This window comes from Saliphagus sp. GCM10025334 (assembly GCF_042663485.1).
GTDB lineage: Archaea > Halobacteriota > Halobacteria > Halobacteriales > Natrialbaceae > Natronosalvus.
This window is the reverse complement of the sequence record NZ_JBHTAF010000003.1, coordinates 230,246-249,804: the sequence shown is the minus strand read 5'-3', so window position 1 is coordinate 249,804 and position 19,559 is coordinate 230,246. Positions and strand designations below refer to the sequence as shown.

At 66.9% G+C, this 19,559-nt stretch carries 21 protein-coding genes and 1 pseudogene; 16 read left to right on the top strand and 6 right to left on the bottom strand.

The window, feature by feature from the left end; all coding sequences use genetic code 11:
* Positions 1 to 46: 46 nt before the first annotated feature.
* Positions 47 to 1,129: an enolase-like domain-containing protein gene (locus ACFQO4_RS13415; protein WP_500261396.1), complete on the top strand. Its 1,083-nt coding sequence runs from the start codon at positions 47 to 49 to the stop codon at positions 1,127 to 1,129.
* Positions 1,130 to 1,192: 63 nt separating this feature from the next.
* Positions 1,193 to 2,281, top strand: a complete 1,089-nt coding sequence (locus tag ACFQO4_RS13410; protein WP_500261395.1) for an aminotransferase class I/II-fold pyridoxal phosphate-dependent enzyme — start codon at positions 1,193 to 1,195, stop codon at positions 2,279 to 2,281.
* A gap of 1 nt (position 2,282) precedes the next feature.
* On the opposite strand, the gene ACFQO4_RS13405 is transcribed toward ACFQO4_RS13410, so the two are convergent.
* A complete protein-coding gene (locus ACFQO4_RS13405; RefSeq protein WP_500261394.1) occupies positions 2,283 to 2,849 on the bottom strand; it encodes a DUF8102 family protein in 567 nt (188 codons plus the stop codon).
* Between the two features lie 112 nt (positions 2,850 to 2,961).
* Between ACFQO4_RS13405 and ACFQO4_RS13400 the strand changes: the two genes are divergently transcribed.
* From ACFQO4_RS13400 to deoC, 5 genes are all read left to right on the top strand, one after another.
* A complete protein-coding gene (locus tag ACFQO4_RS13400) occupies positions 2,962 to 3,756 on the top strand; it encodes a DNA polymerase sliding clamp (protein WP_500261393.1) in 795 nt (264 codons plus the stop codon).
* Between the two features lie 111 nt (positions 3,757 to 3,867).
* The gene (locus tag ACFQO4_RS13395) at positions 3,868 to 4,242 is read left to right on the top strand and encodes a translation initiation factor IF-5A (RefSeq protein ID WP_500261392.1); all 375 of its coding nucleotides are present in this window, start codon (positions 3,868 to 3,870) and stop codon (positions 4,240 to 4,242) included.
* A complete protein-coding gene (locus ACFQO4_RS13390; protein ID WP_500261391.1) occupies positions 4,242 to 5,093 on the top strand; it encodes an arginase family protein in 852 nt (283 codons plus the stop codon). The genes ACFQO4_RS13395 and ACFQO4_RS13390 overlap by 1 nt, the downstream gene beginning before the upstream one ends.
* Positions 5,094 to 5,399: 306 nt before the next feature.
* Positions 5,400 to 5,900, top strand: a complete 501-nt coding sequence (locus ACFQO4_RS13385) for a DUF5797 family protein (protein WP_500261390.1) — start codon at positions 5,400 to 5,402, stop codon at positions 5,898 to 5,900.
* Between the two features lie 165 nt (positions 5,901 to 6,065).
* Positions 6,066 to 6,704 (top strand): deoxyribose-phosphate aldolase, encoded by a 639-nt coding sequence (gene deoC / locus ACFQO4_RS13380; protein WP_500261389.1) that lies wholly within the window; start codon positions 6,066 to 6,068, stop codon positions 6,702 to 6,704.
* 37 nt (positions 6,705 to 6,741) lie between these two features.
* Here deoC and ACFQO4_RS13375 read toward each other — a convergent pair whose 3' ends face one another.
* Positions 6,742 to 8,130 (bottom strand): M28 family peptidase, encoded by a 1,389-nt coding sequence (locus ACFQO4_RS13375; RefSeq protein ID WP_500261388.1) that lies wholly within the window; start codon positions 8,128 to 8,130, stop codon positions 6,742 to 6,744.
* 213 nt (positions 8,131 to 8,343) lie between these two features.
* Between ACFQO4_RS13375 and ACFQO4_RS13370 the strand changes: the two genes are divergently transcribed.
* From ACFQO4_RS13370 to ACFQO4_RS13345, 6 genes and pseudogenes are all read left to right on the top strand, one after another.
* Entirely contained in the window at positions 8,344 to 8,808 is a 465-nt protein-coding gene (locus ACFQO4_RS13370) for a universal stress protein (RefSeq protein WP_500261387.1), read from the top strand.
* 82 nt (positions 8,809 to 8,890) lie between these two features.
* Positions 8,891 to 10,654 (top strand): archaeosine synthase subunit alpha, encoded by a 1,764-nt coding sequence (arcS, locus tag ACFQO4_RS13365; RefSeq protein ID WP_500261386.1) that lies wholly within the window; start codon positions 8,891 to 8,893, stop codon positions 10,652 to 10,654.
* Between the two features lie 74 nt (positions 10,655 to 10,728).
* A pseudogene (locus ACFQO4_RS13360) lies at positions 10,729 to 10,839 on the top strand (ArsR family transcriptional regulator); the annotation flags it as partial.
* A gap of 13 nt (positions 10,840 to 10,852) precedes the next feature.
* Positions 10,853 to 11,065 carry a hypothetical protein gene (locus ACFQO4_RS13355; RefSeq protein WP_500261385.1) on the top strand — a complete coding sequence of 71 codons (213 nt, stop codon included), beginning with the start codon at positions 10,853 to 10,855 and terminating at the stop codon, positions 11,063 to 11,065.
* A 148-nt stretch (positions 11,066 to 11,213) separates the two neighbouring features.
* Complete coding sequence (locus tag ACFQO4_RS13350; RefSeq protein WP_500261384.1) at positions 11,214 to 12,122, top strand: universal stress protein; 909 nt, start codon at positions 11,214 to 11,216, stop codon at positions 12,120 to 12,122.
* Between the two features lie 11 nt (positions 12,123 to 12,133).
* Positions 12,134 to 13,363 (top strand): inorganic phosphate transporter, encoded by a 1,230-nt coding sequence (locus ACFQO4_RS13345; protein ID WP_500261383.1) that lies wholly within the window; start codon positions 12,134 to 12,136, stop codon positions 13,361 to 13,363.
* Between the two features lie 14 nt (positions 13,364 to 13,377).
* Here the strand turns inward: ACFQO4_RS13345 and ACFQO4_RS13340 are convergent, their stop codons facing one another.
* Complete coding sequence (locus ACFQO4_RS13340; protein ID WP_500261382.1) at positions 13,378 to 13,809, bottom strand: universal stress protein; 432 nt, start codon at positions 13,807 to 13,809, stop codon at positions 13,378 to 13,380.
* 149 nt (positions 13,810 to 13,958) lie between these two features.
* Here ACFQO4_RS13340 and gatD point away from each other — a divergent pair, with 149 nt between their 5' ends.
* From gatD to ACFQO4_RS13325, 3 genes are all read left to right on the top strand, one after another.
* The gene (gene gatD, locus ACFQO4_RS13335; RefSeq protein WP_500261381.1) at positions 13,959 to 15,227 is read left to right on the top strand and encodes a Glu-tRNA(Gln) amidotransferase subunit GatD; all 1,269 of its coding nucleotides are present in this window, start codon (positions 13,959 to 13,961) and stop codon (positions 15,225 to 15,227) included.
* 3 nt (positions 15,228 to 15,230) lie between these two features.
* Positions 15,231 to 16,229 (top strand): GNAT family N-acetyltransferase, encoded by a 999-nt coding sequence (locus ACFQO4_RS13330; protein WP_500261380.1) that lies wholly within the window; start codon positions 15,231 to 15,233, stop codon positions 16,227 to 16,229.
* 138 nt (positions 16,230 to 16,367) lie between these two features.
* On the top strand, positions 16,368 to 16,502 hold the full coding sequence (locus ACFQO4_RS13325) for a hypothetical protein (RefSeq protein WP_312909079.1): 135 nt from the start codon (positions 16,368 to 16,370) through the stop codon (positions 16,500 to 16,502).
* Positions 16,503 to 16,572: 70 nt separating this feature from the next.
* Here the strand turns inward: ACFQO4_RS13325 and ACFQO4_RS13320 are convergent, their stop codons facing one another.
* The 3 genes from ACFQO4_RS13320 to ACFQO4_RS13310 are packed head-to-tail and all read right to left on the bottom strand — an operon-like array spanning position 16,573 to position 19,404.
* Positions 16,573 to 16,872, bottom strand: a complete 300-nt coding sequence (locus tag ACFQO4_RS13320; protein WP_500261379.1) for a ubiquitin-like small modifier protein 1 — start codon at positions 16,870 to 16,872, stop codon at positions 16,573 to 16,575.
* A 31-nt stretch (positions 16,873 to 16,903) separates the two neighbouring features.
* On the bottom strand, positions 16,904 to 18,124 hold the full coding sequence (locus ACFQO4_RS13315) for a DUF8167 domain-containing protein (protein ID WP_500261378.1): 1,221 nt from the start codon (positions 18,122 to 18,124) through the stop codon (positions 16,904 to 16,906).
* On the bottom strand, positions 18,121 to 19,404 hold the full coding sequence (locus tag ACFQO4_RS13310) for a DUF8167 domain-containing protein (RefSeq protein ID WP_500261377.1): 1,284 nt from the start codon (positions 19,402 to 19,404) through the stop codon (positions 18,121 to 18,123). The genes ACFQO4_RS13315 and ACFQO4_RS13310 overlap by 4 nt, the downstream gene beginning before the upstream one ends.
* Positions 19,405 to 19,559: the final 155 nt, after the last annotated feature.

Genomic DNA, 19,559 nt, shown 5'->3' with positions numbered 1-19,559 from the left:
CCACGAGCGCACGAACGTTCATCGGTCTGGCAACCCAACGAGACGTATGGATACGGACTTCGACCGTCTCGCCGACCTCGAGGTACACGTCGCCGACGTCGAACTCGAGCGACTCGAGCGGGACACGTCGAGCGATTTTACGCGGGTGACGACCGAGGTCGCGCTCTCGGGACCGCACTCGAGTAGTGAGCAAGTCACGGGACGCGGCGAAGACGTCACCTACGACGCCGAGGAACACGACGCCCTCCATCAGGTCGGGTTGCCGACCGACGACCTCGAGGGCGAGTTCACGCTGGCGTCGTTTTCTGACCACCTCGAGGACCTGGATCTGTTTCCGGCGGGCCCACCCGACCGCGAGGACTTCCGGGACTACCGATGCTGGGCGCTCGAGAGTGCGGCGCTCGACCTGGCGCTACGCCAGGCCGGAACCTCGCTCGGGGATGCGCTCGACCGCGAACCGAAACCGCTCCGCTTCGTCGCGAGCACCCGCCTCGGAGAGCCGCCGTCGACCGATCGGGTCGAGCGCCTTCGCGAAGCCGTTCCGTCCCTCGAGTTCAAGCTCGATCCGACGCCCAAGTGGACCGACGAGGTCATCGACGACCTGATCGCGACTGACGCCGCCCGAATTCTCGACCTGAAGGGACAGTACGAGGGGACCGAGGTCGACGTTCCGGCGGACCCGGACTTCTACGAGCGCATCCTCGAGTCGTTCCCGGAGGCCGTGATCGAGGATCCGGGCGTGACCGAGGAGACGCGCCCGCTGCTCGAGGCGCCCGACGTTCGAAACCGGCTCTCCTGGGACGCCCCCATTCACGGCGTCGAGGACATCGAGGCCCTGCCGTGGGAGCCGCGATGGCTGAACGTCAAGCCCTCCCGGTTTGGCTCGCTCGAGTCGCTGCTCGAGACGATCGCCTACTGCGAGGAGCGCGGGATTCGGTGTTACGGCGGCGGGCAGTTCGAACTCGGCGTCGGCCGCGGGCAGATTCAGCTGCTGGCCGCGCTGTACTATCCCGACGGCCCCAACGACGTCGCCCCCGGCGTCTACAACGACCCCGAGGTCGCCACCGAGTTGCCGCCGAGTCCGCTCGAGCCGCCGGCGGACGACGAGCGGGTCGGATTCCGGTGGTAGCAAGTCGGGTTTCTCTGCGAACGAGTCGGTGCCTCTTTGCCGTCTCGTCCCCCTCATTTTGGCATGCACATCGAACCTTTCGGCCTCGAGCGCTGGTTTGCCGAGTACGAACACGAGGCGGATATCATGCTCGCCGAGAGCGGAATTCGGAGCCTGCCGGCGAGTCGCTTCGACACCGATCCCGGCGATCTGGGGTACGTAATTCCGACCGACGGCGACCCTGACCTCCGGGCCGATATCGCGGACCGGTACGACCGCGAGGCCGACGAGGTGCTGTTCACCGTCGGCACCCAGGAGGCGAACTTCCTGGCGTTTTTGTCGCTGCTCGGCGCCGACGCGTCGTCGTCGCGACCGGCGGGGGACGGCCACGCTGTCGTCGTCACGCCCACCTACCAGGCGCTCCACGCCGTCCCCGACGCCGTCGGCGAGGTCACGCGCGTCCCGCTCGAGCCGCCGACGTGGGAACTCGAGGTCGACGCGGTCGCCGACGCGATCCGTCCCGACACCCGGGTGATCGTCCTCAACAACCCGAACAATCCCACGGGGCGGTACCATCCGCTCGAGCGAGTCGAGGCGCTCTACGACCTGGCGGCGGACAACGACGCCTACCTGCTCTGTGACGAGGTCTACCGCCTACTCGCCGACGACCCCCTGCCGCCGGTCGCCAGCCTCGGCCCCCATGGCCTCTCGACGACGAGTCTCACGAAAGCCTACGGCCTCGCCGGGACTCGATTCGGTTGGCTCGTCGGCGACCGCGAGGTGATCGAGGCCGCCTGGACCTGGAAGGATTACACCACCATCTCGCCCTCCATCTTCGGCCAGCACGTCGCGAAACAGGCCCTCGGCGAGCAAGAGGACGACATCCTCGAGGAGAACCGCGCCCTCGCGGCGACCCACCGCGACCGCGTTCGCGAGTTCGTCGACGCCCACGGCCTCGAGTGGTACGACCCCGTCGGCGTCAACGGATTCGTGACGATTCCCGACGCCTTCGAGAACGGGACCGAGTTCTGCCGGACGGTCGTCGAGGAGGAGAGCGTCGTGCTCGCGCCGGGCGACCTCTTCGGCTTCGAGGACTACTTCCGCATCGGGTTCGGCCTCCCGACCGAGGAACTCGAGGAGGGTCTCGAGCGCGTGGGTCGCGTAATCGGGTAAGTCAAAAGTTCGTTACCTTCGACTGGATTCGGCCATCGTCGATCTCGTCCACGTCGTCGATGTCGGAGAAGTACTGCGCCAGTTCGTCCCGTCGAATCTCCTCGCTGTCGTGGAGATAGGCGATTTCGGTGAGCGAGAGGGATTCGCCTCGCTTCAGTTTGTGTCGCAACTGATCGACGGTGAGCGACTGGTAGGTCACGTCTAGCGAGACCATCGCGGCGCGGTCCCGGCGCGCTTCGGCGAGGTTGATCCCCTCCGTCAACAGGGTCTGGAACTCGAGGTCGGTGTCGTCCGCGGCCAGGTAGAGGAAGGCCACCGCCGAGACCATCGCGTCGAACGCCTCGGTACCGTCGATTTCGCTGAACCGTTTCTCGAAGACGAGTTTTCGGTCGTCGTCGGACAGCGATTCGACGAGCAGTTCGAAGTCGCGAACGCCCTGGTAGAGTCGTTCGCGGATGCGAGCCCGCGTATTTCGCTCCGACTGGACGCTCGCGAGGTCGGACTCGCCGCGCAGGAACGCGCGGTCGGCGCTGCTCAGGATTCCGCGGGGACGACTGTCGCCCTTCATAATCCGATACAGGTTATCTACTATTCTATACACATATATAGATACCCCATTTCGAGTTATCTATCAACTCCGGCCAGGAACATTTATCCCTCTCATCCGAGGGTGACGGGGTATGGTCGAGCAAACAGTTCAGGAGTCGAACTCGAGCGCTAGCACGACGTTCCGCGGCGTGCTCGACGCCGAAACGATCAAACGAACCGTCGACGTCGCACACGCCGTCTTCGACGAGTGTCACCTGTACATCGACCCCGACGGGCTCCGCCTCGCGGCGATCGACGCGGCGACCGTCGTCCGAGCGGACGTCACGCTCGAGCGAACGGCCTTCGAATCGTTCGAGGGGGCTCCCGATCACCTCGGAATCGACCTCGAGCGACTCCGCGACGTCGTCGGAATCGCTGACCGCGACCAACTCGTCGCCCTCGAGGTGAATGCCGAGAGCCGGACGCTCTCGATTCGAATCGACGAACTCGAGTACACGCTCGCGCTCCTCGATCCGGCGACGATTCGCTCCCCGCCAGAGGCGTCGAGCGACGCGTTCGACCTCGCAGGATCAGTGGTCGCCAGTGCCGAGACCTTCGATCGGTCGGTGCGGGCCGCCGAGATGGTCTCGACGCACCTCGAGTTCGAACTCGACGCCGCCGACGAGGTGTTCGCGGTCCGCGCAGACGGCGACACGGACGACATCTCGCTCACACTGTCGGCGACCGACCTCGTCGACCTCGAACCAGCCGACGCCGTCTCCCTGTTCTCCGTCGATTACCTCGCGTCGATCAATCGGGCGATGCCGGACAGCGTCGACGTCGGTCTCGGACTGGGAACCGAGAAACCGCTGTCGATTCGCTACGAGTTCGCCAACGGAGGCGGCAACGTGGAGTACCTCGTCGCGCCGCGTATCGGCGCGACTTGAGGACCCGATTTTCGGTCCTCACCGTCTGCACGGATCGACCGCTCGAGGCCGTCGATTCGACGGGGAGCGCGATTCAATCCCTTTATCACGTTCGATTGATTACCCCGCTGTATGGCGAAGCAACAGAAAGAAGTTCGCGACCTCGGAGAAGGCGGCTACGTCCTGATCGACGACGCAGCGTGTAAAATCGACTCCTACTCGACGGCAAAGCCCGGCAAACACGGCAGCGCCAAGGCCCGAATCGAGGCTCGGGGCGTCTTCGACGGCAAGCGACGCTCGCTATCCCAGCCGGTCGACGCGAAGATCTGGGTCCCGATCATCAACCGCAAACAGGGTCAGATCGTCTCCGTCGACGGGGACGATATGCAGGTCATGGACCTCGAGTCCTACGAGACCATCACTATGCGCATCCCCGACGACATCGATCCTTCGCCCGACGACAACATCGAGTACCTCGAGATGGAAGGCCAGCGCAAGATCGTCTGATGTACCCAGGGGCGACCGCCGATCGAACGGAGGCGAACTTCGTGGTCGTCGGTGCGCCCCTCGACGCATCGACGACCTTCGCGCCGGGGACTCGCTTCGGTCCCCGACGCATCCGCCATTTTTCGGAGACGTTCGACGATTACGACCACCGGACGGGCCGGCGATTCACCGACTGCGCCGTCCACGACGCGGGCGATATTCGAGCGTGGGACGCGGTGGACGAGTACCTCGAGTTCCTGGAGGGCACCCTGCGCGACGTCCACTGGGACGACGCCGTCCCTCTGTTGCTCGGCGGCGAGCACACCGTCACCGCGGCGGGTGCGGGCGCGGTCGACCCGGACGTGTTCGTCTGTCTGGACGCCCACCTCGACCTGCGGAGCGAGTACGACGGCAACCCGCTCAGTCACGCCTGTGTGACCCGCCGCATCCTCGATCCCGGCGACTACGACGACGCACCCGACATCGACGTCGAGGAGGCGATCATCGTCGGTGCGCGGACGGGGAGCGAGGAGGAGTGGCAGCGCGCGAGGGAGGACGACGTGACCGTCGTTCCCCCCGAGGAGGCAGCGGCGTTCGTCCCCGAACTCGAGTCCCGCCTCGAGGGACGGGAGGCGTACCTCAGCGTCGACATCGACGGCGCCGACCCGGCCTACGCGCCGGGCACGGGGACGATGGAGCCGTTCGGCCTCGAGCCCCGGACGATGCGCGACGTCGTGCGGACTGTCGCACCACAAGCCACCGGGTTCGACGCGGTGGAGGTCAACGACCGCGACGACGGACAGGCCGCCTCGCTGGCTGGGAAGTTGCTCCGGGAGTTCGTCTTCTCGCGCGTTGATGCACTCGAGTCGTAGTCCGGGTTATCTGGACAACTCGAGCCGTACCCGGATTCTGAACACCGAATTCTCCAAACCTCGAATGCTCTGAACATCGGAATTGCTCGGTGTGACAGCCGACCGGTTCGAAGTCCTGTGTGTATTACAATAGATTTTATAGTATTGAACACAGTGGAGGCGTACCCGTACTGTTCCCCTCGAGCGCTCTCATTTCGAACCCATGCTGTTCGCGTCGTATCGGCCGACGCAGCGGCCAGCCTCGAGCCTCGTCCCCGTGACGCAACGCAAAAATAGCGGACGCCCGTACGTCGAGGTGATACGAGGATGACGCTCTCCGAGGAGGCTCGCGATCGACTGGCGGACGTGGTGGAGCTACAGCCGACGAAAAACAGCGAGTTGCAGGATCGGTGGAACCTCGAGAGCGGGAGCGAGGTCCACCAGTTCCTCGAGAACGAACTGGGTGAGTACTACTTCCGGGACGACAACAGCCTGATTCGGGCGACCCCCGAGGCGGCAGACCTGGTCGACGTCGAACCCGGCGTCGTCAGCGAGGAAGGCGAGGGTCCACCCTCGCGGATCCGCGTCCCCGAACTCCAGGCGCAAATCGTCGAGGTGCTCGCTGGACCCGAGGAGCGTTCCCAGAGCGTCGTCGCCGTCCTCCACGCCCTCCGGGATGCGTTCGACGTCGACCCCGACGTCGATGAGGTCCGATCCGGTCTCCAGAGTCTGCGGCGCAAGGACGTCGTCGAGGTCGAGTATCGGACGGTCCCCACGTTCCGACTGGCCGTCGAGCGCGACGACCTCGAGGTCGACGTCTCGGGGTGACTGCTGGCGACCTCAATGTCTTTTGGCGACCGCCGACGAGCTCGCCGTCTGGCGGTAACCGCCGTCGAGTTCGAGGTCGACGTCTCGAGGTAACTGCCACAAACCTCGACCCGGAGCCCGCCCACTACCGGGCGCCTTTTTATCCCACGAGCGAGTCGGGCCGGTATGGACCACAGCGAACTCGCACCCCTGATCGACCACACCGTCCTCGGCCCCGAGACGACGCCAGCGGACGTCGAACGCGTCCTGGACGAGGCTGCAGAACACGGAATGAACGCTTGCATTCCGCCGTACGCGGTCGGAGATGCTGCCGAAACCCACCCGGACGTCACGCTCGCGACCGTCATCGGCTTCCCGCACGGCCAGCACGACCACGAGGTGAAACACCTCGAGGGCGAACTCGCCTGGAAGGCCGGCGCCGACGAACTGGACGTGGTGATCAACGTCGGACTCCTGCAAGCCGGCGAGACGGACGCGGTCGAGGCCGAACTCGAGGAACTGGTCGCGGCCGTCCCCATCCCCGTCAAGGTGATCATCGAGACGGCGCTCCTGACCGACGAGGAGAAACGCGCGGCCTGTGAGGCGGCGAAGGCGGCCGACGCGGCGATGGTCAAGACGTCGACCGGGTTCGCCGATGGCGGGGCTACCGTCGCGGACGTGGAACTGATGAGCGAGTACCTTCCGGTCAAGGCGAGTGGCGGAGTGGGGAGCTACGAGGAAGCGCTGGATATGATCGACGCCGGCGCCGAGCGAATCGGCGCCTCGAGTGGGGTGGCGATTCTCGAGGGTGCTCCGGACGCCTGATCGGCGTCCCCGACCGGTTTCGGGGGAGCGCCCCGTCTCAATCCCAGGCGCGAGGCCAGGTATCCGACGCGCGCATCCCCGGTTCGTAGTGCTGTTCTCGAAACGCGTCCTGGAGATCCGCGGCGTCGATTCGTGGCGGGGTTCGCCTCGAGAGTGTGCGAACCAGGACTGCCGCGAGCATGGCGTGCGTTCGGACGTTTCGCGGGTCGACCTTGTCGCGGGTATCGGCAGCCGTGTGCCCCCAGCCGCGCCCTCGCTCGCCGCCGCTGGACGGTTCGCTGTGCAACTGGAGGGTGGGCACGCCGGCCCGGAGGAACGGCCAGTGGTCGCTGAACGGGTGTGGATCGGTCTCGTGAACGACGGACTGGCCGTAGCGTTCCCCGATTTCGGTCGCCAGGGCTTGCAACGGGTCGGAGGCGTGGGAGTACGCCTGCAGGTTCCGGAACCGGCCCGCCCCGTCGACGTTGACGACGGCGCGGACGGACTCGAGGTCGAGGCGCTCGGCCAGGGCCTCGGCGCCCAGCAGTCCAATCTCCTCGCAGCCGACGGCCGCGACGCGGACCCGACACCCGAGATCTGAGTCCACGGCGGCCAGAACCGACGCGGCGCCGAGGACCGTCGCGACACCACAACCGTTGTCGAGGGCCCCTTCGGCGACGTCGTGGGCGTCGTAGTGAGCGAGCACGAGGAGTTCGTCGTCAGTGTCGGGGCCGAGGGTGCCAACGACGTTCTGGCTCGAGCCGTCCGTGGTCGTCGCCTCGACGCGGAGGCTGGCCCGGGCCGTCGCGGATTCGTCCGCACCAGCCGCCGGCGAATCGGCGTACTCCGTCAACCAGTCGTGGGTCTCCGCGCTGACGCCGATTCCGGGGATGGCCGCCTCACGGTCGAACCGTAACGACCCGGTCGGCGGCAGTTGTCCAGGAACGTGATTCGCGAAGACGAACCCCCGCGCGCCGGCGTCGACGGCGTGACCGAACTTCTCCATGCGGTGGACGAACCGCTGGCCGGCCGGGGTGGTCGTGCTCGCGACGACGATGGCTCCCTCGACGGCCTCGCCAGCGGCGTCGATCTCCTCCGGGGTTCCGTAGCCGACGTCGACCAGCGGCGCCTCGAGGTCCGCAGCCGGGGCGTACGGGAGCGCGAGCGCCTCGAACTCGCGCTCGACGGGTTCGGTAACGACGAACGTCGTCTCCCCGCGCTCCCAGTACTGGATCGGAAACGACTCGAGACCGACGTTCGTCACACCGACGCGTTCGAACGCCTCGGCGACGAGGTCGGCCGCTGCCCGTTCGCCCGGCGACCCGCCCATGCGGCTCTCGAGCTGGGTGAGTTCGGTCAACAGCGCCCACGGTCGGTCGTCGGACCAGGCCCGCCCGAGCGCTCGTTCGAGCCGACTCGAGTCGTCCGGTTCCGTCGGTGTGGTCATACCCGTTGGCAGGACTCGAATCGAGAAAGTCGTTGGGTTGGCGCGAGAGACAGGCAGGCCCCCAATATGTGAATTCTGACACGAATTTCCGTGGTTCATTCGATCGTGTCACCACTCCCCAACCCCGTGAGACGGTCACAGACGTACGATACTGTTCCCCATGAGTCGTGTATTCACGCAAATACTATCACAATCCCGAGCGTATCAGTGAATATGAACACAGGACTCGTCGTCGTCGACGACACGGACCGACATCGATCGCTGCTCGAGACCGCCGGCGAACTCGCCGCCGGGGCAGACGCCGAACTCGTCTTGCTTCCCATGACCACGACGGACGAGGTCGACGCCGAACGCGAGGCAATCGGCCAGGTCAGCGACGCTCACGTCGCCGCCTACGGCACGGACACGATCGAAAATCGTCTCCTCCACAATACCGGCCAACTGGCACGTGAAGCACTCGAGACCGTCGAGGGCGAGGTCGACTTCACCGTCGTCCCGAAGATCGTCGACGCGAACACGGAGGCGACGGCGATTCTCGACGCCGCCGAGGATCACAGCTGCGATCACATCTTCCTCGTCGGCCGCAAGCGCTCCCGGACCGGGAAGGCCCTCTTCGGCAGTCTCGCCCAGACGATCATGCTCACCTTCGACGGGCAAGTGACCGTCGAACTCGAGTAAGCAACGCCAGCCCACGATTTTCGCGTCCCGGCGTTCGACCCGTATCGACAGCCTCTTTCACCCGCCGCGCTCGAGTGTGGATATGACCGACTACTTCGAAGTCCACGCGCGCGACGGGGCCGCGCGCCTGGGCGAACTCCGCCTCGAGACGCCGCGGACGACTCCGGCGCTCGTCGGCGACCTGCTCCAGGACGGCGGCTCGCTGTGGGCGGCCGACCGCACGGTTCCGGACGGCGACGAATCCTCGCTAACCGTCCTGCCCCACCGCGGCTTCCCCGGTGGGACGGCCGAACCCGTTCGCGAATCGTTCGCCGTCGACTACCCCAACGTCTCCTATCCGAGCGTCGCCGTGATCTCGAGCGCCAGCCCCGCCGACGAGGGTACCGACGCCTACGCCGTCTCTAACGTGCAGTCGATCGTCGGCCACGGGGCCGCGCTCGTCGAGGCCGTGGTCTCGGTCCGGGAGGCCATCCCGGCCGACACCGCACTGGTCTTCTCGGGCGTCGCGACCCCCCGAAACGTCGCTCTGCTCGCCTACGCGGGCGTCGACTGCTTCGACGCTACCAGAGCGACAATCAAGGGCACCCAGGGCAAGTACCTCACCACCGAGAGCGAGTACTTCCTCGAGGACCTCGAGGAACTGCCGTGTTCGTGCCCGGCCTGCCAGGGTCCCCGCGAGGAGTTCACGCGAGCGGGCTGCGCCGAGCACAACCGGAACGCCCTGGCCGCGGAACTCGCGGTCGTTCGCCAGCGGATCCGGGACGGCCGCCTGCGCGACTACGTCGAGGGCCAGGCTCGCCAGGAACAGTGGCTCACCGCCGCGATGCGCGAACTCGACGCGCAGTGGACCTACCTCGAGGAGCGAACGCCCATCGTCCGGGAGGCGGACCTCGACGCGGCGACCGAGGACACCCTCCGACGCGTCGAGATCCAGCGCTTCGCCGACCGCGTGACCAGCCGCTACCGCAACCGGTTCGACGAGCCGCTCGTGCTCGTGCCCTGCTCGGCCCGGAAACCCTACAGCGAGTCCCAGAGCCACAGCCAGTTCCACCGGGCGATCCAGTGGCGCGCCCACCTCGTCTCGATGACCTCGCCCATCGGCGTCGTCCCCCAGGAACTCGAGACGACCTACCCGGCCCAGCACTACGACACCGTCGTGACGGGTCGCTGGTCCGAGGACGAGAAAGGGTTCGTCGCCCGCGTCCTCCGGCGCTACCTCGAGCGCAACGCGTACCCGCGAATCGTCGCCCACGTGCCCGACGAGGGCTACCGCGACATCGTCGAGCGCGTCCAGGACGAATTCGACCTCGACGTGACCTACACGGTCGACCGAGGTGCCCACCCGACCGACGACGAGTCGCTGGCGAACCTGAGCGAGGTCCTCTCGGGTGAGTCCACGTATCAGAAGCGCGAACGCGAGCACAACACCGTCCGGGCGCTCGCGGATTACCTGCTCGGCGACGGCGCCGGCGACCACCTCTTCGAGGAGTTCCGGACGACGAGTCGCTATCCGCGCCTCCAGATTCGGGATACCGATTCCGAGGAGACGCAACTGGCGACGATGGTCCCCCAGTACGGCACCCTGTCGTTCACGCTCGAGGGTGCGAGACGCTGGGTCGAGAGCGACGCGCCGACGAAACGCCTCGAGATCGACGGCTTCGTTCCGCAGGGAAGCGTCCTGGCGCCGGGGGTCGTCGACGCCGACGAGGACATCCGCGTGGGCGACGAGGTCGTCGTCGAGGGGCCGAAGGCCTTCGGCGTCGGCCGCGCCGAGATGTTCGGCCGCGAGATGGTCGAGAGCACGCGCGGCGTGGCCTGTGAGATTCGCCACGTCGAGGAGAAATGAGAACCGGATTTTTCGACGGTTCTCGAGGCAACAACACTGAAGAAACCACCCTTCGTAACCACTCGAAGATGGCGTACTATCGGGCGACCGTGTTCGTCGAGGTCACACTCACCGAGGGCGCCAACGAACTGATCCGCGGCGAGTGGGCGGTCGAACGGCTGTACGATAGCTCGACGGAGGCGTGACCCCCTCGCCGCGATGAGTACACTCGCCTTTCTCGCGTTCGGCTGTTTCGCTCTCGGGGCGAGCGCGCTCGTATTTGTCCTCGTGGCGAATATCGAGCCACAGCCGGAGTATCCGCCGGTCATGACGACCACGATGCGATTCATCGGCGGGCTCATCGCCCTGTCCGGCGTCGTGCTGGGGCTCGTCTTTCTGGGATACGCGTTCCGCTCGTACACCGGTCTGTGAGCCGTTCCAGTGCGTTTCACGGTTTGGAATCATCACCACGTCTGGAGCTCGGTACGGCGATTCGATGTCCACGGTAGCCGTCAGGTCGTCCTCGAGACACCGTCAGGGAGACCATACCTTTTCATCACCATCCGTCGAACTAGTCTCGATGGACTACTCTCCGGAGTCCAGACCGGTGCTGGTCGCGGTGGCGAACCCCCAGCACGCCGAGCAACTGGTCCGGACCGCCAGCGACCTCGCCCGCCTCCTCGAGAGCCACGTCACGATCGTTTCGGTCGCCGTCAAACCCAGTTCCTCGCCGTTCTCGGTATACAAGGACGAAACGATCGTCGAACGCTTCGCCCAGGATACCCAGGAACTCCTCGACGCGGCAATCGCGGTGGCCCCCGAGGACGTCCCGATCGAACGCGAGATCGTCGTCGGTCGAACGATCGCCGACGGCGTGCTCAAGGCGATCAGACGCACCGATGCGCGCGCGCTCGTCATCGGGTGGCACGACAGTCGGAGTCGAACCGATGCGATCCTCGGCACGAACCTCGACCAACTCATCGAGAACGCACAGTGTGACCTCTACGTCGAGCGAATCGGCTACGAAGCGAACGGCGTCGATTCGATCCTGGTGCCGGTGGCCGGCGGTCCCCACGTTCGACCGGCGACGCTCGCGGCGAAGGCCATCGCCGCCCGCAACGACGCGACGGTGCACCTCCTCTCGGTCGTCGAACCGGACGTCGACGAGGACGCCGCGCGCGACCACCTCGAGGCAGGGGTGCAGTTGCTCGAGGATGCACCCGATTCCGCCTTCGGTCCCGATATCCGGGTCGAGACGGCGGTTCGAACCGGCGAGGACGTTCCCGTGACGATAGCGGAACTGGCACCCGATCACGACGTGATCGTCTTCGGCGTGACGCGCCAGGGGGCGATTCAGCGGCGACTCGTCGGATCGATTCCTCAGCGGGTCATCCCTCGAATCGACGAGACGGTCATCCTCGCGCGTTCGGGTGCCGTCGTTAGCCCGTCTCGTCTCGAGAAACTCAGGGGATTCTGGAGACGAGGGTAACGGTGGCGACGATGCTGGAACTGACGGTCGTACCAGCGGCGACGTTGACGTTCTGGACGTTCGTCGGACTCGCGACGATAGCGTGCCTGTTCATGGCGTGGTCACTCGGTGCGAACAGCAACTCGCCTCCGTTCGCGCCGGCGATCGGTGCCAACGCGGTTTCGACGCTCCGAGCCGCCTTCCTGATCGGAATTCTCGCCGCAGCAGGTGCCGTCACGCAGGGCGGGAGTATCTCCGAGACGGTCGGGGCCGAACTCATCCGCGGCGTCGCGATCACGCCGCTGGCCGCGACGACGGGACTGCTGGTCGCGGCGACGTTCATGTCGTTCGGCGTCTACTCCGGCTATCCGGTTCCCGCCGCTTTCGCGACGACCGGCGCGATGGTTGGCGTCGGACTCTCGCTTGGCGGCGACCCGGCGTTCGGCACGTACCGAGGAATCGTTACGTTCTGGTTGCTCGTCCCACCGTCGTCGGGCGGAATCGCGTTCTTGACGGCGAAACTCCTCCGCAGAGACGACATCCCGGAAACCGTCGGCGTTCCGGTGCTTGCGGCCGTCGTCGCGGGTATTCTCGGCAACATTCGACTCGGCGTGATTCCCCATCCCGACCGCTCGCAGGGATCAGTCGCGGAACTTGTCTCACACGCCCTCGGGAGCCCGACAGTCCTCGGCGTCGATCCGTCCGTCGTCGGGGCGACTGTCGTGTTCGCCGCCCTCGGCTTTCAGTTCATCCGTCGGAAGGTGGTCGCGTCGGTCGAACGGGGCATTCGGTCCTTTCTCCTCGTCCTGGGCGCCATCGTCGCGTTCAGTAGCGGCGGAAGCCAGGTCGGTCTGGCGACCGGACCGCTCGAGGCGCTCTACGGGACCGAACTCGGACTTCCGAGCGTCGTGTTGCTCGTCATCGGCGCGTCGGGAATCCTGGCGGGGGCGTGGATGGGGGCGCCGCGATTGCTGCAGGCGACGTCGCGGGAGTACGCCCAACTCGGGGTTCGGCGCTCGATTGCGGCGCTCGTGCCGGGGTTCGTCATCGCCCAGGCGGCGATCGCGCTGGGCATTCCGATTTCGTTCAACAATATCATCATCTCGGGCGTGATCGGCGGTGGACTGGCCGCCGGATCTGCCGGCGTCTCCCGGCGAAAAATCGGGGTGACGGTGCTCTTCTGGGTACTCACGCTATTCACGTCTATCGGGATCGGATTCGGACTCTACCGGCTGTGGTCGTCGCTCCTCGGGACGAGTTGAGGACAGAGTTACCGTCACCGGACGACCGTGACCGGCACGGGCGCCTCGCCGACCACGGTCGTCGCCACGGTGCCGAGCAGGCGGCGAACGGCGCCCATCCTGGGGCCGCCGTGGCCGCCCAGCACGACGTGATCGACGTCTTCGGTGTCGACGTACGCGAGGATCGTTTCGGCCGGTTCGCCGGTCTCGACGACCGTTTCGATCGTCCGCTCCTCCGACGAAACCTGGCGACGGGCGCGCCGAATCAACTTCTCGGCGCGGGCGCGCGCTGCCTCGAGTCGCTCCTCGTCGGGCTCGAGCACGCCGCCTTCGCTCATGCCTGCGTCGAGCGGGGTGACGACGTTCAACACGGTGATGGGACAGTCGAAAGTCTCGAGGGCGTGTGCGAGCGCATCGTCGGCTAACGGTGAGCCATCCAGCGGGACGAGCACGTGTGCCGGGGCCACGCATTCCCGTTCGAGGGCCAGCGGCTTGTATATCCTCCTGGTTGATGCGACCGGATTCCGGGTAAACGAAAGCGACCGTTCCGTGAGCCGAACACCGTCACCTGGCCCGAAAGCGTGCTTTCAAGTCCGACGACGCGAAAGCGACCACCATGAGTCAAACCCCAGCCCCCGGCGATCGAATCCGCGTCGATCGTGCGGGCCGGACGTACGAGGGCGTACTGCTCCCCTCGAGCACCGACGACCACGTCGTGGTTAAACTCGAGGGCGGGTACAACGTCGGTATCGATCGCGAGAAGGCAGACCTCGAGGTGCTCGCCGAGGACGTCTACGACGTCGGGAGCGCGCAGGCGGAGTCCGATGCCACCTCCGAGATCGAGTTCGACGAGGACCTCCCCACCATCGCGCTCATCTCGACCGGCGGCACCATCGCCTCGACGGTCGATTACCGGACGGGCGCCGTCACGGCCCAGTTCGACGCCGAGGACGTCCTCCGGGCGGTCCCCGACCTGGCGGGCCGAGCGAACTACCGCGGCCGGGTCGTCGCCAACATCCTCTCGGAGAACATGGAACCGCCGATCTGGCAGGACCTCGCCGATGCCGTCGCCGAGGAAATCGAAGATGGCGCCGACGGCGTCGTCGTCATGCATGGCACCGACACGATGCAGTACTCCGCGTCGGCGCTCGCGTTCATGCTCGAGACGCCGGTCCCCGTCGTCTTCACCGGTAGCCAGCGCTCCGCGGACCGCCCATCCTCTGACAACGTCATGAACGCCGTCTGCGCCGTCGAGGCCGCCAAAAGCGACTGCGCGGAGGTGCTCGTCTGCATGCACGCGAGCGAGAGCGACACCACCTGTGCACTCCACCGCGGCACTAGAGTTCGAAAGAACCACACGTCGCGCCGGGACGCCTTCGAAACCGTCGGCGCCGAACCGGTCGGCGAAGTCGACTACGACGACGAAACGGTCTCCTTTCAGGGCGAGTACCGCGAACGCGACGCGGTCGACCTCGCCGTCGAGGCTGACCTCGAGGAGGACGTCGAACTGGTCAAGTTCACCCCCGGTATGGACCCCGCCTTCCTCGACGTCGCCGCAGGGTCGGCGGGCCTGGTCCTCGAGGGAACCGGGCTCGGCCACGTCCACACCGACTTGATCCCGAAAATCGAGGAATTGGTCGACGAGGGCACGACGGTCGTCGTGACCAGCCAGTGTCTCGAGGGGCGAGTCTGTGACCGCGTCTACGACACGGGCCGGGACCTGCTCGCGGCGGGCGTCCTCGAGGGCGAGGACATGCTGCCGGGAACTGCGAAGGTGAAGCTCATGTGGGCGCTAGCGAACGCTAACGACCCCGAAGAAGCGATGCGAACCTCGCTCGCGGGCGAGATCCAGGAGCGATCCGTCCCGTGGGAGAGCCAGCGGTGAGCCATGTGCGACAGCCACACCGAACCTGGCGACTGGACTGACACTGACGACGCCCTCGAGATCCGGCGGGCGACACTCGAGGACCAGGACGCGGTCGTCGAACTGACGAGCGACATCTGGACCGATCGCGACGGGGACTATCTCCAGTACGTGTACCCGGACTGGCTCGAGGACCCCGACGAGGACCACAAGCGGACGTTCCTCGTGGACGCGAGCGGGAGCGACGCCGGCGGCGACGACGTGGCTGTCGCCGGACTCGTTCAGGCGGTCATGCTCTCGTCCGACGAGGCCTGGTTCCAGGGGTTGCGTATTCACCGCGACTACCGCCGTCGCGGCCTCAGCCGACGCCTCAATCGGGCGTGTTTCGACTGGGCGCGCGAACGCGGAGCGACCGTCGGCCGCCTGATGATCTTCTCCTGGAACGCACCCGCGCTCGGAGCGTCCCGGTCGGCCGGATACGAACCCGCGACGGAGTTCCGCTGGGCCCACCCCACCCCCGACTCCGATGCGTTCGGTCCCGATCAGGTGTCGACCGCCGACAACGCGGGTCGGGCGTGGCGCTACTGGAGCCAGAGCGCGGCTCGAGACCACCTCCGGGGACTGGCGCTCGACCCGGACGAGTCGTGGGCCCTGCGGGAACTCACCCGAGCGGACCTAGAGCGGTTCGCCGCCGACGAGAGCGTGTTCACGGTCGACCGGCCGAGCGGGGTCGCCGGCGTGAGCTACCGGAACCGGACCTACGACCGGGAGACGGAGGCGGGCGAGACCGAACACTGGGTCGAGTACGGCGTCAGCGCCTGGGACGACGTGGACGCCGCCCGCTCGCTGTTCGCCGCGATTGCCAGGGACGCGGCCCGCCTCGAGGCTGGCCGGACGCGCGTCCTGATCCCCGAAACGGTCGAAGCCGTCAGCGACGCCTCGTTCGCGGGTGCGCCGATTTCTGACGAGCCGGATTTCGTCCTCGAGGTGGACCTCAGCGGCTCTCGTGGGCAGGTCGAGTGAGGGCACGACTCGATACTGGCGCGCGCCTCGAGGCCGCTCGTCGGCCAGTTTCTACCCGACCGGGAGGCCGTCCGCCGACGAATCGGATCTGCTGAGTAACGACGAAAGGATTAACTATCGAGGCTCGGACCCTCGAGTATGTCGCTCGGAGACGCCCTGTTTACCTACGAGGAGAAACAACTTCCGCCGGTCGTCGTGATAACGACGGCGCTGCTGACCGTCGCGCTTGTCGCTGGAGCGGCGATTCGACTGGTGTTGACGCTCCTGTTGTGACTCGCGATTTTTTGCGACCGAAACCCAGACCACGACCTGAATCCAGAACCAGGCCGAAACCAGACCCCGGTCAGCCGCCGCTAACCGGCGGAAACAGCGCCAGTTCGTCTCCCGCCTCGAGTTCCGTCTCGAGTCCCTCCTCCTGTGATCGGACGTCCGCCCCGTTGCGAAGGAGGTTGATCTGGGAGCGCAACTCGCCGTCTTCCAGGACACGCTCGGCCAGCGCCGGTCGGTCCTTGAGCAGGGCGTCGAGGGCGTCCCCGACGGTGTCGCCGGGTTCGGCGGCCACGGACACCTCGCGGTCACCCGCGTGCTCGGCGAGATCGGCGAACAGCTTCCATTCCAGAGACGTGGATGTGGACGTGGTCATACTCGCGGCTATCGTCGCTGGAGGCAAGTAGCTACCGCTCCCGTTCCCGTTCCCGCTCATGCTCCCGAACCCGGGCCAGTTCGTCTGGCCGCCCCATGACGTAACAGGCGTCACCGACCTCGAGGCGCCGGTCGCCGTCGGGGAACGGTACCAGTGCAGGAGGCGTCTCCGCGCGGCCGCCTTCCGACGATTCGAGCACGAGCGGGAGTCCAGGTAGCGCGTCGACTCGGGCGTCGACGAGGGGGCCGTCGGCCTCGATGGAGACCGTCGCGACGGTCGCGTCGGCGGTCCGCAACAGGGCTCGAAGCCCCCGACTCGCGTCGGCCGTGCTGGGCCGCGTCACCAGTCGGAACTCGCGATTCGGTTCGAGGCTGGCGGCGTCGTCTTCCCCGATTGCGAGCGTGACGACGTCCCCCGCGGTCGCCCGGAGGTCCGCCGTCGCGATGCGGCGACTGTCAGGGCCGTCGGCGGCCCAGACCTCGACGACGTCGCCGGGGCTGGCGTCCGGGGCCGGATCGGCGCGAACCGCCACGGCGACCGACCCCGGCGCGAGGGTCGGCCCGATGCCCGACGGAACGCTCCCGACCGCGAGGTGGTCGATCGTCCCGTCCTGGCTCACCTCAAGGTCGACGTAGCCGATGCCGTAATCGGCCTCGAGGCGGTCGACCAGGCGCTCGCGCAGGGCAGCGACGGTGAGTCCGCGGGGGAACAGCAGCGTCTGACCGGCGACGAGGACTTTCGTGTCGTCGTCGACCGGATCGTAGCCTTCGGCGTCCTCGATCTCGTCGGGGAGGTCGACGGTGATGACCCGCCCGGCCGACCTGACCAGCCGGCTCACGTCGTCGATGGTCCGGGTGGAGGCGACGGTACCGACGTCTGCTGCCAGTCCGTCACCCGTTCGGCGGCCGCCGTCGGCCGCAATCGCGCTCGCGACGAACGACGCGATGGTAAAGGTCGCCGTCAACGGATCGAGTACGTCCGCGTCGCCGAGAATCGCGGACTGCAGCGCAGTCTGGGTGTTCAGCCACAGGGCGACCGCGACGAGCCCCGACAATACCGCGACGCCGTCCGGGATGCCGTCGCCGCTGTACCACCGGTAGACGAACGCCACGCCGGCGCCGATGGCCCCCGAGAGGACGACGAACCCGAGAATCCGCACGACCGCGTCGAGGACGAGTTCCGACGTTCCCGTCGACACGAGGGTGATTCCGACGACGAGGAGATCCGGGTTCGTGAGTGGGGCGACGATCATCGCACCCCCTCGGTGACGGTCGCTCGCGTCTCCGGTTCGAGGAAGGCCTCGACGTCGGGTTCGCGACCGGCGACGTACACCTCGTCGCCCGACTCGAGCAGTCCTTCGACGTCGGCGCCGAATTGCCAGTTTCGCGCGGTGCCGGCGTCGCCCGCGTCCGGTCGCCTGCGGGCGAGACAGACGAGGTCGCTCCCCTCGGCATCGAGTTGGCGAGCCGCGTCGGCCGTTCGAAGTACGGCCCGTCTGATCGCGTAGCCGGCCTCTCGGAGGCGCGAAAACGCCTCGAACGCGTCTTCGGTCGCACGCGCGCACACCGTGAGGCGGACCGACTCGGCGCCGAGGACGGTTCTCGCGCGTCGTCGTGGCAGGGAGACGGTGACTCGGCCGGTACCCCCGGCGGTGGCGAGTCGGGGCGCGTTCGCAGTGGGCGGGGTAACGGGCTCGTCCTCGCTCGAGTGTGCGTCGTTCGTGTCATCGGTTGCGGGGGCTTCAGTCGCGTCGTCGGCCGAAAGCGACTCGTCGACCTCCGTTCGGACGCTACAGACGGTGCCTCGGACGGGCTCGCCGTCGGCGTCGATGACGACCTCGTCGCCGCGAGCCGTCCCGGTCGGGACGAGCGCCGTGAACGAAACCGCCCGGTGGCCGTCGGGAATCCGTTTCGAGAGGCCGCTCGAGGGTGGCGCGGCGGCGATCGTCGCCTGGCCGCGTTCGTCGATCGAGACGTCGACGTCGGCGAGGTCGTGATCCGTCCGGAGGCGTTCCTCGAGGCGAACCGCGAGTTCCGACAGCGGGAGGTCAGCGGGGAAGCGCCACGAGCCGGTTTTCAGCGTCGATCGAAGCGCGGGCGACAGCGGCGGGTACCCCTCGAGGTCGTGAATCTCGCCGGTGGGTCGGACGGTCACCTGGCCGACGCTGCCGACGAACTCGACGACGTCCGCCGAGAGCGTTCGCTGGCGGAGCGCCGTCAGCGAGAGGTGTCGAGGGAGTTCGGCGCCGAGTTTGTCCCCCTGATTGTGAGCGTACAGCGCGAGCATCAACACGACCAGGACGGCGACGAGCAAACGGGGCGACTGGGTGATGTCGGGTTCCACTAGCCCGAGGAGGCCGCCCTGAACGCTCGCGATGGACAGGGCCATCACCACGACACCGAAGCCGGGGAGGCCGACGCCGGTGAAGTACCGGACCAGGAAGCCGAGCGAGCCGGCGGCGAACGCGGGCACGATGCCGGTCAACAGTCCCAGGTACAGGCCGAGCAGAATCTCGAGCGGGAGCGTTGCCATGCGTTGTGACAGTCACGGATCGGATAAACCAGTACCGACCGCGGCGAGCGCCTCGAGTGCACGTCGAGGAGTGGCGTCACCTCGAGCCGGTGTGGGCGCCTCGAATCGACGAGATCGACGAACGGTCGGTGCAACCCGCCCTGAAACCGTGTTCG